Genomic DNA, 14740 nt, shown 5'->3' with positions numbered 1-14740 from the left:
GCGTGCGAAACGCAGACAGTACAAGGGTACGGCAAGTAAGCGCAACGCAGCCAGCAGGGACTTTTTAGCCGCGCTAAATGGCCCTTTGCAGCGTGAGCACCATGCTCACCCCATCCCCGGTATTAATGGCCGCAATGGTGCCGCCCATCTTGGCCATATAGGTCTTGGCCACGAACAGGCCCTGACCGCGATTGCCGTTCGCGGCCGCGTCCTGCTGGTCGGATACGCCGTATTCGAATACCGCATTGATCAGGGTATCGGGGATGTTCGGCCCCTGATTGTGGATGGTGACGGTGGCGGCGGTAGCCGTCGCCTCCAGCGTGATGTCTATGGGAGTGTCGGGCAGCCGGTAGCGCTCGGCATTGCGCAGGATGTGGGTGATCACATCCTCCAGCGAGTATTCATCGGCGCGCACCTGCACCGCCATGCCGGGGCCGTGGTAGCGCACGGCGTTGATGCCCACGCACGGCGCGTTGCCGGCCACATGGTGCAGAAAGGCATCCAGCTCCAGGCTATCCACCTGCAAGGTGGTGGCCTGGAAAGCCTCGCTGGGCGAGGCGCTGCCATACAGGATGCGGATGGCCTGCTGCATGCGGTGGATATAGCGTGCACTCTCGTCACCCGCGCCGCCGTGCAGCGCCATCAACGATTGCAGCGGCGACATGATTTCGTGGCCCACTGCGTGCCACATGTCCTTTTCCTGTTCGGCGCGGATCTGCTCGCGCTGCACGTCCTCTTTCACGCGCTGCAGCAGATCGGACAGCGCACCGGCCAGCACGCCCAGTTCGTCGGCGCCGCGCAGGTCGCCCAGCTCCAGTTGCTCCAGCTCACCCACCCCGCGCACGCCGCGCGATACGCTGGCGGCACGCCGCGTCAGCACGGTGATGCGGCGGATGATGCCGATCTCGATCAGCGCCCAGGTCAGCGCGATCGCCAACAGCATCGCGCCGACAAACCACGATATGCGCGTGGCCACCGCCGCCAGACTGCGGTTGATGCCGCCGATATCCCCGGTCAGCTGCAACTCGTAATTGCCCAGCGGCGTATTGATGATTTCGCTGGCCTGGATGGGCTGGTCATAGCCATCCACCGACAGGCGGCGGATCACGCCACCCAGCCAGCGTGCGGTGTCGCCGCGCTTGTCATCCAGCCCGGCCAGCGTCAGCAGATTCTGCGCGCTGCCCTGCTTGCGGATGCGCAACGTCTCGCCCGGCAGCAGCAGCGGCGTGAGGTCGGCCAGCGAAAATGGCGGCGTAGCGCCACTGCTGTTGCTGTCGAGCAGCGGCACGCCCTGCCCTGGCGGCAAGACTTCCACCCGCACTTGCATGCGAGCCAGATCGGCCGGCGGCCATACCGGGCGCGTTTTCTCGAACAGCGCGTCGCGCAGCACCGCCACCGGCAAGCGCACCGAGAAGAATGCGCGCCGCGCGCAGCCGGTGGTCGGCCTGGTGGCGTCCTCACTCACGCATTGCGGGTTTTGCCACAGCCAGCCGCGAAAATCCTTCACCGGCCGTGCACCGGGCTGGGCCAGTTCGTCCTCGATGAAGCCGGTCAGCCGGCCACGCAGCGCGGCATCGCCATCGGGCGTGCCACGCCCGTCCGGCAGCTCGAACGGCGCCAGCCAGCGATAGGTCTGACCACGCACCGTGGCAGTCACCCGCACGCGATGCGCCTGCGTCACATCCAGATCGCCGCGCGCATGCGGCACCAGCTGCGCGCTGGCAAAACGCCCCGCCACATAGATGAAGCCACCGGCATACGGGTTGCTGCCGATGGCCACGCACACCGCACCATAGGCAGGGTATTGCACCTGGCAGCCGGACATCTCCACCGCCTGCTGTACCTTGCTCTGGTCGTCGAAATCGATGGCCGGAAACGGCAGCAGCAAGGGGTGCAGCGGCGTAACCGGCGTATTGGCTGCGGGCGGGTTGAGCAAGGCCAGCTGGCCGGTGGGGTGGCGCAACCGCAGCGCGATCTGCTCGGCCGTCTTGTGAAAGCTGGTCTGGTAGCTGCGATAGCCGAGCTGCTTTTCCTCCTTGAGCACGTACAGCGCCAGCGCCAACGTCGCCAACGCCAGCAACAGGAAAGCACCACGGAACAGCAGCCGCAGCCGGAACGGCGCCAGACTCCACCAGCGCGCCATCAGCCCTGCCCCGGCGTATCAACCCAGCGGAAACCGCGCATGGGGATGTTCTCGATGCCGTCGAAATACGGGTCCAGCTCACGAAAAGCATCGCGGATGGTGCTGATGTGTTTGCGGATGTTGTCGCGGTTGCGGCCGCTTTTCACCACTGCAAACAGATCATCGTACGACACCACCTGCCCGCGCTGCGCATACAACGCCGCCAGGATGCGCTGCGCCGTCAGCGGCAGGTTGACGCGCTGGCCACGCCAGGTGGGGCTGGACTGGCGCAGCGGGTCGAGCGACAACTCGCTGGCCGGTGCAGCAGGTGCAGCCGGCTGCGTGGCCTGCTTCTCGCGCGCGGCGCGCAGGATTTCGAGGAAGGTATCGACGAAGTCGGCCTCTTCAAACGTGGTTTTCTGCAGGTAATCCCACGCATCCAGCGCCTTCATGATGCTGCGGTAAATGGCTGCGGGCATGGCCGACACCACCAGCACCGGCGTGCCGTGGCGCTTGTTGATGGCATTGATGATGGCCACCCCGGCATGGCGCTCGCGCCCCAGCTCGATATCCAGCACCACCACGTCGTACTGCTCGCGCGCGATGGCGGCTTCGGCATCGTCGCGGGTGAACCATTGCTCGACCGTGATGCCCGGCCGCGCGGCCTCGATCCAGCCCTTGAGCTGGTTACTGGTAGGGATGTCATCTTCGATGACGGCGACTTTGAACATGGCAACGACCTGCGGTTGACTATGCCCACAGTATCCGTACTTTCGCCCCGAGCGCGCCAGCACGTCGGTGTGAGTGTTTCTTCCGGAGCGTGACCGGGCGCTCCGCCGCCGGGCGCATTCTGGCATGACGGCCGCATTGTTCGCTCCAGTGCCCCGGCAGCACCATGGTTGCCAGAACGACGCACCTTGCCACGGTGCGGTTCAGGCCGGAACGGCCACCCCATAACGGCGTACTGAGGAGCATCAATCATGTCGGAAAAGCTCAAGCAAATCGTCCAGTCCATCCGCACTGCACTGGGCGTCCGTGATCAGCGCGAGGGAGAACTGGAAGTAGAAACCACACCACGCCGCAGCAATCCGCAACTGCGCTACGGCCTGATTGCTGCAGCGGTGCTGGTGGGTGGTATCTACTTGTCGGTCGATTCGGTGGCGCCTGGCGAAGTGGTGGTACGCACCAATCAGCTGACCGGCAGCAGCAGTGAATTCCGCGCTGGCAGCATGCTGGCCATCCCCGGGCTGCACCAGCTGCGCCGTTTCTCGCTGCGCGAGCAGCTTTATCACCCCACACAAAGCAGCAAGGCCAATGGCGATGCACCCTTTCAGTCGGTGGAGGGTCTGTCGGTCGGTGTGGACCTGACGGTGCACTACGCACTCGACCCGGCTCGCGTGCTGAGCAGCGCCCGCAAGCTGCCGGACGACATCGGCGGCCAGGTGGTGCAGCCGGCAGTGCAAGGCGTGATCTACAAGACCTTTACCCGCTACACGGTGCGCGAAATCTTCTCGACCAAGCGCGGTGAAATCCAGCAAACCATCGAGAGCGAACTGCGCCCCAAGCTGGCCGGCAGTGGCCTGGTGTTGCTGAACGTGCAGATCGGCAAGGTGGACTTGCCGGCCGACTACCGCGCTGGCCTGGAAAAGATGCTGGCCGAAGAACTGGCCAGCGAACAGATGCGCTACACGCTCGAGCTGAAGGACAAGCAGGTGAAACAGACCGCGCTGGAAGCCGAAGCCGAGAAGGTGAAGCGTGAGAAAGCCGCTGAAGCCGCCGGCAACGAGCAGATCATCGCTGCCAAGGCGCAGGAAGAAGCCATGAAGCACGTGCTGCCGTTCAAGCAGAAACAGATCGAGCAGCGCCAGCTGGAAGCGGAAGCCGACAAGGTATCGCGCATCAAGACCGCCGAGGGCAGCGCACAGGCGCGTGTGATCGAAGCCGGTGGTGAAGCCGATTCGCGCCGCAAGCTGGCCGATGCCGAAGTCTATCGCCAGCAACAACTGGCCAAGGCCAGCAGCGACCAGATGGCGGTCGACGGCGCGCTGCTGTCCAAGCACCCGCTGCTGATCCAGAAGGCCATGGCCGACAAGCTGTCGGACAAGATCTCGGTCATCATCGCCCCCACCCCCAAGGACGGTGGCTTCATTGGCGCTGCGCTGCTGGGCGCGCAACAGAAGAATGCCGCCCCGCAGGTTGATGCCGGCAACAACGCACAGACTGAACAGCAAGCCGAGGAGCAATAATCATGGCCATCGCTACCCTGGCGGCACTCGCTACCGTTGCCATCGTCACGCAGGATCAGGCCGCCCTGCGCAGCGCCCCCAAGGATTCCGCCCAGCAGCAGGCCGTGATGTGGCAGGGCGATACGCTGGAAATCCGCGGTGAAAAACAGGATTACCTGCAGGTGTACAACCACCGCCTGGAGCGTGGTGGCTATATCCGCGCCAGCGCGGTGCGCCAGAGCAATCTGCAGCCCGAAGACGCGCCCGAGTTGCTGTCGGTAGTGCGCTTCCTGCGCGATACACCCGGGGCCGAAGCGCTGGGCATCGGCTACGCAGCAGCCTATTTGAAAGCCGCCCCGGCCAATGGCATCAGCGCCGAAGCGCTGGATGATCTGGGCGTCCTGGCCGAACGGCTGGCGCGGCGTGCCTCAGCCAGGCAAGGCAAGAGCACCGATACCACGCTGGCCGCGCATCTGGATATTGCCGCCAGCTATGGCGTGAAGCTGACCAGCATCGAGCGCGATGGCCGCCTGCAACTGTGTTACGACGGCGATGCCTTCCGCCACGTGCTGGCCATGCCGTCCAGCGACGAACAACGCGCCCGTGCCGCACTGGCGCTCACCCGCCCGGACTGTATCGATCCCAACCTGCGCCCCGGTGAGCGTTATGCCATCGACCAGTGGCGGGCCGAACTGATCGACCGCGTGCCGGCACTCAAGCTGCCCGAGCATGTGAAGAATCGCCTGCAAATGCGCCGTGCCGGCATCGCCGCCAGTCTGGCTTTTGCCAAAGCCCGCAAGGGCGAGGATGCCGCAGCGCTGGCCAACCGCGCACTGCAGGCGCTGGCTGCCGTGAACAAGGCCGAGCTGCCCGAAGAAGATACCGGCAGCTATGCCGATGCCGCCGTGCGTGTCGGCGCCGTACGCTGGGCCGCCGAGCCCGCCGTGGCCATGCCGGGCAAGCTCAGCATCACCACCCTGCCGGGTGAACCGGGCGAAACCTGCGTGGCACTGCTCGACGCAAAGAAAGCCGTGCTGCTCAAACACTGCACCTATGGCGTGGTATGGGCCGGCTCGGCCAGCAGCAACCCGCAAGGCAATGCGCTGGCCCTGGCAGTGCAACCGGTGGACGGCTGGCGCGAGCTGTGGGTATTCCATGCCGTGAGCAACAACTGGCAGCTGGACATCCTGCCACCCGCGCTGAACAACCCGGACGTGGGTTACGCCGAATTCGCCGGCTGGGTACCCGGCGGCCAGCAAATGCTGACCGTACGCGAAGCACGCGTCGATGGCCGCTACAAGCGCAGCTTCGAGCTGCTCAAGCTCGACACGCTGGAAGTGCAAAAACAGGCCGACACCCCGAACTCGCTGACACCGTTCTACAAATGGCAGGATCCGCAGTGGAAGCGAGTGACCATCAGCCTGCGTTGAACAATACAATTGCCCTGAATGCAAAGGACCATCATGCGACACACCACCAAACTGCTTGGCTTGCTGCTGCTCTCCGGCCTGGCTGCGGCAGCGCCGATCACGGTGCAGACATTGACCTACCCGCCCGATGGGCAAGATGCCTTGCGCAGTGAAACGCTGAAGGTCCCATATGTACAGGGAAACAACGCAGCCGCGCGCATCAACACCGCCCTCTATCTATCGCAGTTCAACGCCCCGCCACCGCATCAACCGCATACGCTCGGCAAGGCGGACAAGCTGGATGCAGTCGGCACGGCATCACTGAACTTCAATGTGGTGCGCAACGACGAACGTGTTTTCGCCATACACCTTGAAGGGGAAGGCTGCGGCGCATATTGCGAGAATTTTGATCAGTACCTCAACTTCGACGCACGCGATGGCCGCCTGCTGCTGCCCGACACTCTGTTCACGCCAGCCGGCAAACATGCCTTGAACGAGCAAATGCGCCTGGAACGGCGCAAACGCTATCGTGCAGAGCTGGCCCAGCTGCAACGCGAATACAAGCAGGCCAGACAACAACATGCGAACAAGGACACGCTCGACGATCTCGATGCGCGCATTGCCCTGAATCAGGATTGCCTGGCTGGCACCGAGCCGGCAAACGAGGTGAACGGCCAAGCGGAAAGCTTCTATCTCGCGTACCTGGTGCAAGCAAACTCGCTGCGCCTGGATGGGGGCCGCTGCAGCAACCACGCCAGCCGCGCGCTGGATGATGTTTACGATGTGGTGATTGATTTGCCACTCTCCACCGTGCGCCCCTGGATGAGCGACTACGGCCGCAAGCTGCTGCTGGGCGATAGCAAAAGCGCCAGCACGCCCAGCCTGGCAGGCCGTGTGTGGCAAGGCAAAATCGGCGCCGCGGCTGTCACATTGTGGGTGCGCGACGAAAAGGCCAACCACCTGGATGCACTGTATTTTTACGACAAATACCGTACCCCCATCGCATTAAGCGGCAGCCATGATGGCAACACCGTGCAACTGGATGAAAACGATGCCCAGGGCAAGCCATCGGCGCAATTCCTGTTGCGGCTCGATGGTGACAGCTTGCTTGGCGAGTGGGCAGGCAAGCAAACGCTGCCGGTCAAGCTGGCACCGTAGCCCAAGCAGAAACGACGGTCGCGTGCTGTCGGTAGTACGGTTAACATGCGCGCAGACAGGCTCCCGCAAGGAACCACAACATGCGCCCCACATCCACCCTGCCAAGCTGGCTGACACCAGCCGGATTGCTCACTCTCGGCATCGTGCCCGCGCTGGCCGGCGCCGCGCGATTGGTACTGCTGGCGCATGGCGGGCCACTGACAGCGGACAATGCACGTTTTCTGGCTGCACCGTGGCCGGTGGCCATTCACATTATCTGCACCACACTGTATTGCCTGCTGGGCGCATGGCAATTCTGGCCCCGGCTACGCCGGCAGCAGCCCGGCTGGCACCGGCTGGCCGGGCGCATCCTGGTGCCCTGTGGTCTGGCCAGCGCGCTGTCCGGCCTGTGGATGACACAGTTTTACCCGTGGCCCGAATTCGACGGGCTGGCGCTTTACCTGATCCGCCTGGTGGTGGGCAGCGCGATGCTGGCGTCGCTGTACATCGGCTTTGCGGCCATCCGTAAAGGCAATGTCGCCAGACATCGCGTGTGGATGACACGCGCCTATGCGCTGGGGCTGGGTGCCGGCACGCAGGTATTCACCCATCTGCCCTTGATCATCACCCCCTCGTTGCGCAGCGAGCTGAGCCGCACGCTATGCATGGCCGCAGGCTGGGCCATCAATCTGGCGGTGGCAGAATGGTTGCTGCACCAGCCTGCGCAGCCCTCCACGCGCTGATCACGCGCAGCAAGCACCTTTCAAAAACAAGACGCCCTTGCGATAACACATATCGCACAGCCAGGGTTGAGGCGGCAGCTCACTGCATGCCCAACCGGGCAGCCCATATTCGCACAGCCGGCTTACCCAGCCACTGCTGGCCTGACAGCAAGGCTCGAAAACATCACGCGGCCCGCTCATGGCCACTGCCACCTCACCCCCTACCAGACGCCACATCAATTGCTTGTCGATAACGTCAAAAAGCAAAAAGCAAATCGTCGCTTATTTGCATCAATCCCAAATTAACATTGACCAGATGAGACAGCGTATAGCTACAATGCCAACGGCATAAACAGCAGCCAGCCAATTGGCTGTGTTATGTCCTTGGCTTTACCCCAGATGCTTTCCCAATCCTCGAATCGTCCTACAGGAATGATCATGAAGAAATTCGTTGCTTTTGGTGCGCTGTTCTTTGGCATGATGTTGAATGCTTCCGCCACCGAAACCCGCTATTACCAGGTTTATAGCTCCGAAACACTCGGCGGCCAGGCTTATTGCAGCGCCGTATGGCCTGGTTCGACCTACTTTGGCGTACGCCAGGGCATGGGCGCATATTTCTACATTGCCTGCCAAAAGTAATCGGCGATTGCCGATTATTGCAATAAGCGTCATCCCCTAAATCGCGTAGCTCTACAGGAATGATCATGAAAAAGTTCGTAGCTTTGGGTGTTCTGTTTTGCGGCATGCTGATGAATGCATCGGCCTCCGAGTCGCGCTATTACCAGGTTTCGGGCAATGTGACCGTTGACGGGCCGTCTTTCTGCCAATCCGCATGGCCGGGCTCGACTTACAATGGCCTGCGCCAAGGCTCTGGCCCGTATTACTACGTTGCCTGCATCAAGTACTGATCCAGGAATGAATGCCTGATCGCCTGAATGCAATAGCATTTACGGTCAAAAAAAGAATGGCCCGGCAAATTGCCGGGCCATTTTTACAAGGCTGAAAAACCGGAGCAGTGGCCGTGCTTGCCATCCAGGCCCCCCATCACCCGGTATTGCCAGTCATCAGCGCCGCCAGCAAAACCCTGCTGACGGTATTGCGCTTATTGGCGAACAGCCGTCAAAGTCAGCACATGCGTTTGCGGGCCCGGCAGTAACGGGGCAGCCTTGCCATCGACCCAGGTGGCATGCCCTGCCAGAAAGTAATCGCTGAGCGGATGGCCGCTCTGCCCGCCCGGCATATTGAAGATGGCTTGTGCCTCTCGCGAGGGCGACATCACCATGCGTTCTGACTGGCCAAACTCCGGCGCGGCCACGCGTGGCATGTTTTCATCGCCCGCCAGTTGATCGGCCGGTGCAGCCAGCCAGCGAGCCAACCACGGCATGGCGCCAATGAACGGGTGGCCGATGTGGGCGGTGTTGCGCTGGCCCCACGTTGCCGCACTCAGCGGCGCGCCGTTGGCAGTCAGCTTGGTGATGGTGCTGTCAATCGCCGCCAGCTCGACGGCCTGCCAATCGTTAAAACCCATCGGCAGCCACGCTTGCGGGCGCTGCTCCAGCAACCTGGCGATCACCGTCGGCCAGCGCGACGTGGCCACGGCAAACGAAGCCTGGCTATCGTCTTTTTGCAGCTGCTCGTCCAGGGCGCCGAACAAGCGGCTGTAGAGCTCATTCAGATAGCCCTTGCTGAGGCGATAACCTACCGAGCCCACATCCGCCCGGCCAGTCCAGCCGGTTTGCAGCAAGCGCTTGAACTCGGCCCGCTGCGGGTGGCCGGCCAGCGCCTTGTCGTCCAGTGCACGCAGTGCCCGGTCACGCCAAGGGGCCATGAACACAGCGCGGTCATCCAGCATCACCAGATAGGCCCGAGCCTCGTCGGTCGTGCCCAGCCCGGTGAGGTCATCACGCAACTGCCGGGTACGCGCGCCCAGATCGGCACCGCCATCGCCAATCTTGCTGTACTCGGCCCCTGCCAGCTGGCGGGAATTGGCAGTCCAGAGCTGGCCAGATGCCGGGTCGATCACGCTGGGGTATTGCCCGGGCGCAGCCAAGGCTTGCCAGCCCGCATCGACTGCATCCGCCCGGTAGGGGAAACCCGCCGGCACATGCCGGCCAGGCAGCGGGCCGGCGATGGTCCAGCCGATATGGCCGGCACTATCCCCCACCACCACGTTCTGCGCCGGAATGCCCAGGCGCTGTGCTGCGGCCACCGCTGCGGGCACATCTTGTGCCTGCGCCATCGCCAGCAGACCCAGATTGACCGCGCCCTTATCGTGCGCCACCCAGCGCACCGCGTAACGCTTGCCACCCACCGACCACACCGGGCCGAAGCGGCTATCCGCCACTTTCAGCACGTCTGGCTGGGCGCCTTTCACCACGATCTGTTCGGTATGGTAGGTCATCGCCTCCCAACCGTTGGGCACCTTGTAGCGTTCCGGGTTTTTCGGGTCCCATTCCAGCTCGACCAGATCGAGATAATCACCATAGCTGTTGGTAAAGCCCCAGGCCACGTGGCCATTGGTGCCGGCCACGATGGACGGCACGCCCGGCAAGGTCACCCCCGCCATGCGAACCGGCTTGCCAGCCTCCGGATAGGCCAGCACCGCGCGATACCAGATATGTGGCAAGCGCAGCCCCAGGTGCATATCGGTACCGATGATGGCTGCGCCATGCGCGGTGCGCTTGCCAGCCAGCGCCCAGTTATTGCTGCCGACGGTGCTGAGCATGGCCACCGCCGCAACCTGCTTGGTGGCCACCCGGCCAAACCAGCCCGGCGCCGTCTCCGGCAAAGGCGCAGCGGCCTCGGCGATGGCTGGCGCATCCAGCGGCGCATCCCACTCGCTGCTCTTGGGCAGCAGGAAATCCAGCTGCTGCGCGGTGGTTGATTGATCGCGCAGCCAGCCACGCACGAACTCGCGGTGCAGCTGGGATTCTTGCAGCTCGAAATACATCGACCAGATCACCAGCAGCGAATCTTCCGCCCGCCAGCGGCGCGGCGCTACGCCCAGCAGCGCATACTCGAACGGCCGGTTTGAGAGTTGATCCAGCCCGGCATTCACCCCTGCCACGTAGCGATCCAGCACCTTGCGGTCAGCCTGCGGCAATGCCGCCACTGCCGCTTCCGCCCGCGCGGCAAAGCGGTGCAAACGCCGCCCTTCGTCATAGGCAATCGCTGTCGGCCCCAGCAGCTCGGAAATCTCGCCGGTGGCCGAACGCCGCAACAAATCCATCTGGAAGAAACGCTCTTGCGCATGCAGGAAGCCGGTGGCGTAGGCTACGTCTTCCCGGCTGGCGCCGGAGACCGTTGGCACGCCCTCGGCATCGCGCTGGATTTTTACATCCGCCTGCAAACCCTGGCTGGCCACACTGCCATCCAGCACCGGCTGGCTGCCGCGCAGGAACACCGTGCCGCCGATCACGGCAACGGCCAGCACCAGCAAAACCAGCACCAGCAGGCCAATCAGAATGCGCCACCACAACGGCCTGGGGCGTGCGAGCGATTGCTTCATCAGTCTTCCTCCCGAATTTTTTCGGGAGTGTAGCAGGCTGCAAGAAAACTGATATGACACCTACTTAAAGCTTGCAATGTGTCGCATTAATGCCAAAACCGGTGCAAGGAAAACTCCACAATGCTTGGAGCGATGTTTTGAGTTTCCTCTGCACAATACGCTTGGCGACCTGACCCCGAGCGAGTTTCGGCTCGCCCAACTTAAAGCCATAAACCTCTAGCGTCGACTGCTCGGTTAACTGGGAAGAGATCAGGCAAGATAATGGGCCATGCAAAATACAAGACCCGACCCAATACTGTTTGGTTAGACGTTTTTCTTCATATCAAATCAGCCTGCGGCGATGTTTTTGATTGGCCTTTTTGACCTAACCAAACAGTATTGAGACCCGACCCTATGATTCCCTTGTCGATGTCATCATGGGTAAAAGGCATCTCAGCTCGCTGTTACTTGGTGAACATGTCACGTACGCGCACAAAGGGTGCTCCGGTCTCAGCTGCGCGACGTACCTTGGCAGATAACACGAGATTCAACGGCAGCCCCCTATCCAGACACTCAAAAATATCTAGCCCGTCCATACAGATGATTCGTTTGCCACGGCCAAAGGCGGCCAAACCCTCTTCGGTAAAACCACTGTCGCTTACAAACAGGCCACGAGTCCAGGCTGCTTTTTGCTCCAGCTTTCCTTGAAAGGTATGGAGCTCTGCGACTCCGATTCGCTGAGCGTGCCATTTGGCTTCAACAAGATATATTTCGTTCTCAAGCTGGAAACTTCCGTCGATTTGTTCACCTTTAAGGTTAAAGGGTTCCCGTGCAGCCATTCCGAAGGCATTGAACAGCTTTTTCAGAAATACTTCGAAGCCGTAGCCTCTAGCGTGAGGGGATAGTTGCGCGAGTGCGAGTAGGTCAGCCTTCAAGGTCGTAAACTTGAGCCGATCGGTGGCCTGTGTCGGCGTGTAAGATGTCTGAGCCCCCGGCGCAGGCTCAGACAGCTTGCTGATCAGCTGCAGCAATCGACCTTCAGCACCTTCTACGGTCTCTGGTTTGCACGCGCGTATCCGCACTGCCTCCCGATACTCCCATAGCGCCATCAAGGCTTGAACAACAACTGGCTTGTTCACTGTTTGCAGGAAACACCTCAGACGTTTGGCCTTCGAACCCCCATTGCGCGCATAAACCGGATCATCAATATCAATGTTGAGTTCTTCGGCGAAGAAACCCGCAAATGTCCTGTCCGAAAAGTTCAGCACATACCCGCTACCCATGTCGAACACATCGTCAAGGAACAGCATGTCGATACTGCGGATATTGGGAGTGCTGTTGAACTGCATACTTAGTCCTCTTAATAACCAGCGCTTCAATTAGGGTTTTCGTCGGACAGGCCAAAGTGAAAGCACTCTTAATTGATTACTGGTACTCAATGCAACACACCAACTGCACGCATCAGCATTCCCGGTAACCCAACAGTGCTTATAGAAAAAGCCTCGCTGGTACGAGGCTCTTTCATTTACAACTACCGTACCAATGACGATATATGTGTCGTCGAGTGCAAGCTTATCTGTCGTTTTGGACAAACTATGTGTCGCGCGACGATGATTAATTTCAATCCCAGCTCAACGCCCCACCCGTCTGATACTCGGTCACCCGCGTCTCGAAGAAATTCTTCTCTTTCTTCAAATCAATCATTTCGCTCATCCACGGGAACGGGTTGGTTACGCCGGGGAAGAGTTGATCCAGGCCGATCTGTTGCAGGCGGCGGTTGCAGATGAAGCGCAGGTATTCCTTGAACTGGCCGGCGTTCAGGCCCAGCACGCCGCGTGGCATGGTGTCTTCGGCGTAAGCGTATTCCAGGTCAACGGCTTTCTTGAACAGCTCTACCAGCTCGGCCTTGAAGCTGTCGGTCCACAGCTGCGGGTTTTCCTGCTTGATGGTGTTGATGAGGTCGATGCCGAAATTGCAGTGCATCGATTCGTCTCGCATGATGTACTGGTACTGCTCGGCAGCGCCGGTCATCTTGTTCTGGCGGCCCAGCGCCAAAATCTGCACGAAGCCCACGTAGAAAAACATGCCTTCCATGATGCAGGCGAACACGATCAGCGACTTCAGCAGTTGCTGGTCGGCCGCCAGGGTGCCGGTCTTGAAGTTGGGGTCCGTCAGCACGTCAATAAACGGGATGAGGAATTCATCCTTGTCACGGATGCTGGCCACTTCGTGATAGGCGTTGAACACTTCGCCCTCGTCCAGCCCCAGCGATTCCACGATGTATTGATAGGCGTGGGTGTGGATGGCCTCGTCGAACGCCTGGCGCAGCAGGAACTGGCGGCATTCCGGGCTGGTGATGTGGCGGTAGGTGCCCAGCACGATGTTGTTGGCAGCCAGGCTGTCGGCAGTGACGAAAAAGCCAAGGTTACGCTTGACCAGACGCTTTTCGTCTTCGGTCAGGCCGTTGGGGCTTTTCCAAAGCTCGATGTCGCGCTGCATGTTTACTTCTTGCGGCATCCAGTGGTTGGCGCACTGGGCCAGATATTTTTCCCACGCCCACTTGTGCTTGAACGGCACCAGCTGGTTGACGTCGGTGGTGCCGTTGATCACGCGCTTGTCCACTACGTTGACGCGCGCATTGGCAGCAGCCGGTGCTGCAGGCGCGAACTGCGGCGCAGCAAAGGCTGCAGCGGCCGGGGTGGTGGATTGCGGTGCCGCCGGGCGGGCCGGCGTGGTTTCAACAACGTCGTCGTCAAAGCTCAGCATGGGGGTATCCCTCTCTCAGTCGATTACTGGTCAATCGGTGTCTATTCAAATTCTAAATACAGGCCGGCTCAAAATGCCGCCTGTTGCTGCGTCTGGCCGATGCGCACGGCAATGTCGTCGGTGGCGATATTGCGGCGCTTGGCCAGATCATGAAAATCGCGCGGGTGCTGGTCGCTCAAACCGGCGGAAGGGCGGAAGTTGAGCGACAAGTGCGCGTCGCCCACGTACACGGTTTCACCCGCACCCACATGTACCGAGGCATTCAACGGTGCTTCGGCGTAGCGATGGGTTACTTCGTGTGCCACTTCCAGCCGCCACCAGCCAAACATCTTGGACAGGCGATAATCGCCGGCCGGGACCGTCACGGCATACAGCTTGCCGTGCTCTGTGGCTGCATTGCCAGGCGAATAAATGTAATCGGTGGCAATGCTTGCACGCAGATACAGCGGACCACTCGGGCCGTCGACCACCAAAGTGGCAGTCGCACTATCGCGGTCAAAACTATCCAGCGTCACCGCCACCAGCAGCACTCCCTGGCCAGCCGGCGGCGATAACTTGCCCCCCTGCACCGGCAACGGTGTAGTGCAAGCCGCGAGTACAAGCATCAGTGGCAGTAACAACAGTCTCAGCAACATGACCATCCTCCTTTCGCACAGTTGCCACCAGGAAAACCGGCATCCTGCGGGTTGGACCACAACGGATGCAGGGAGTTTTATCCTGCTCTCCCGCCAGGGGGCCAATGGCAGGCCCAGCATAACCAAGCCTGCCTTCCGGATCGCTACGCTTGCCATTACTGGCAAGCTTCGCAACACACTTGCGGTGTTCGCCGCTACGCAGCGGCGGATTGTGGCTTCGCCGCTGCCCCGGCTGGC

General features: G+C 61.3%; 12 protein-coding genes. 6 read left to right on the top strand and 6 right to left on the bottom strand.

Annotated features, from left to right (window positions below; translation table 11 throughout):
- Positions 1-73 precede the first annotated feature (73 nt).
- Positions 74-2143 carry a sensor histidine kinase gene (locus tag B9A19_RS11320; RefSeq protein WP_084090912.1) on the bottom strand — a complete coding sequence of 690 codons (2070 nt, stop codon included), beginning with the start codon at positions 2141-2143 and terminating at the stop codon, positions 74-76.
- Positions 2143-2853, bottom strand: coding sequence for a response regulator transcription factor (locus tag B9A19_RS11315; RefSeq protein ID WP_084090911.1), 711 nt, complete (start codon positions 2851-2853; stop codon positions 2143-2145). The genes B9A19_RS11320 and B9A19_RS11315 overlap by 1 nt, the downstream gene beginning before the upstream one ends.
- Positions 2854-3102: 249 nt before the next feature.
- Between B9A19_RS11315 and B9A19_RS11310 the strand changes: the two genes are divergently transcribed.
- From B9A19_RS11310 to B9A19_RS11285, 6 genes are all read left to right on the top strand, one after another.
- Positions 3103-4368: an SPFH domain-containing protein gene (locus tag B9A19_RS11310; protein ID WP_084090910.1), complete on the top strand. Its 1266-nt coding sequence runs from the start codon at positions 3103-3105 to the stop codon at positions 4366-4368.
- Between the two features lie 2 nt (positions 4369-4370).
- Complete coding sequence (locus tag B9A19_RS11305; RefSeq protein WP_217807047.1) at positions 4371-5777, top strand: hypothetical protein; 1407 nt, start codon at positions 4371-4373, stop codon at positions 5775-5777.
- A gap of 33 nt (positions 5778-5810) precedes the next feature.
- On the top strand, positions 5811-6914 hold the full coding sequence (locus tag B9A19_RS11300) for a hypothetical protein (protein ID WP_084090908.1): 1104 nt from the start codon (positions 5811-5813) through the stop codon (positions 6912-6914).
- A gap of 80 nt (positions 6915-6994) precedes the next feature.
- Complete coding sequence (locus tag B9A19_RS11295; protein ID WP_084090907.1) at positions 6995-7636, top strand: DUF2306 domain-containing protein; 642 nt, start codon at positions 6995-6997, stop codon at positions 7634-7636.
- A 417-nt stretch (positions 7637-8053) separates the two neighbouring features.
- Complete coding sequence (locus B9A19_RS11290) at positions 8054-8254, top strand: hypothetical protein (protein WP_139798788.1); 201 nt, start codon at positions 8054-8056, stop codon at positions 8252-8254.
- A gap of 65 nt (positions 8255-8319) precedes the next feature.
- Entirely contained in the window at positions 8320-8523 is a 204-nt protein-coding gene (locus B9A19_RS11285) for a hypothetical protein (protein ID WP_084090905.1), read from the top strand.
- A gap of 194 nt (positions 8524-8717) precedes the next feature.
- On the opposite strand, the gene B9A19_RS11280 is transcribed toward B9A19_RS11285, so the two are convergent.
- The 4 genes from B9A19_RS11280 to B9A19_RS11265 all read right to left on the bottom strand — a co-directional run bounded on the left by B9A19_RS11280 (position 8718) and on the right by B9A19_RS11265 (position 14503).
- The gene (locus tag B9A19_RS11280; protein ID WP_084090904.1) at positions 8718-11123 is read right to left on the bottom strand and encodes a penicillin acylase family protein; all 2406 of its coding nucleotides are present in this window, start codon (positions 11121-11123) and stop codon (positions 8718-8720) included.
- 443 nt (positions 11124-11566) lie between these two features.
- The gene (locus B9A19_RS11275; RefSeq protein WP_217807046.1) at positions 11567-12451 is read right to left on the bottom strand and encodes a restriction endonuclease; all 885 of its coding nucleotides are present in this window, start codon (positions 12449-12451) and stop codon (positions 11567-11569) included.
- 271 nt (positions 12452-12722) lie between these two features.
- Positions 12723-13868, bottom strand: a complete 1146-nt coding sequence (locus tag B9A19_RS11270; RefSeq protein ID WP_084090903.1) for a ribonucleotide-diphosphate reductase subunit beta — start codon at positions 13866-13868, stop codon at positions 12723-12725.
- Between the two features lie 68 nt (positions 13869-13936).
- Complete coding sequence (locus tag B9A19_RS11265) at positions 13937-14503, bottom strand: hypothetical protein (RefSeq protein ID WP_139798787.1); 567 nt, start codon at positions 14501-14503, stop codon at positions 13937-13939.
- Positions 14504-14740 lie beyond the last annotated feature (237 nt).

This window comes from Andreprevotia lacus DSM 23236, from assembly GCF_900176275.1.
In the GTDB taxonomy this organism is placed as follows: domain Bacteria; phylum Pseudomonadota; class Gammaproteobacteria; order Burkholderiales; family Chitinibacteraceae; genus Andreprevotia; species Andreprevotia lacus.
The sequence above is the reverse complement of the archived record's forward strand: the minus strand, read 5'-3'. Positions and strand labels throughout refer to the sequence as shown.

What these genes read in the sequence shown, in the direction of transcription:
- B9A19_RS11320 (WP_084090912.1), bottom strand. Translation starts at nt 2,143, where the DNA reads ATGGCGCGCTGGTGGAGTCTGGCGCCGTTCCGGCTGCGGCTGCTGTTC.
- B9A19_RS11315 (WP_084090911.1), bottom strand. Translation starts at nt 2,853, where the DNA reads ATGTTCAAAGTCGCCGTCATCGAAGATGACATCCCTACCAGTAACCAG.
- B9A19_RS11310 (WP_084090910.1), top strand. Translation starts at nt 3,103, where the DNA reads ATGTCGGAAAAGCTCAAGCAAATCGTCCAGTCCATCCGCACTGCACTG.
- B9A19_RS11305 (WP_217807047.1), top strand. Translation starts at nt 4,371, where the DNA reads ATGGCCATCGCTACCCTGGCGGCACTCGCTACCGTTGCCATCGTCACG.
- B9A19_RS11300 (WP_084090908.1), top strand. Translation starts at nt 5,811, where the DNA reads ATGCGACACACCACCAAACTGCTTGGCTTGCTGCTGCTCTCCGGCCTG.
- B9A19_RS11295 (WP_084090907.1), top strand. Translation starts at nt 6,995, where the DNA reads ATGCGCCCCACATCCACCCTGCCAAGCTGGCTGACACCAGCCGGATTG.
- B9A19_RS11290 (WP_139798788.1), top strand. Translation starts at nt 8,054, where the DNA reads ATGAAGAAATTCGTTGCTTTTGGTGCGCTGTTCTTTGGCATGATGTTG.
- B9A19_RS11285 (WP_084090905.1), top strand. Translation starts at nt 8,320, where the DNA reads ATGAAAAAGTTCGTAGCTTTGGGTGTTCTGTTTTGCGGCATGCTGATG.
- B9A19_RS11280 (WP_084090904.1), bottom strand. Translation starts at nt 11,123, where the DNA reads ATGAAGCAATCGCTCGCACGCCCCAGGCCGTTGTGGTGGCGCATTCTG.
- B9A19_RS11275 (WP_217807046.1), bottom strand. Translation starts at nt 12,451, where the DNA reads ATGCAGTTCAACAGCACTCCCAATATCCGCAGTATCGACATGCTGTTC.
- B9A19_RS11270 (WP_084090903.1), bottom strand. Translation starts at nt 13,868, where the DNA reads ATGCTGAGCTTTGACGACGACGTTGTTGAAACCACGCCGGCCCGCCCG.
- B9A19_RS11265 (WP_139798787.1), bottom strand. Translation starts at nt 14,503, where the DNA reads ATGTTGCTGAGACTGTTGTTACTGCCACTGATGCTTGTACTCGCGGCT.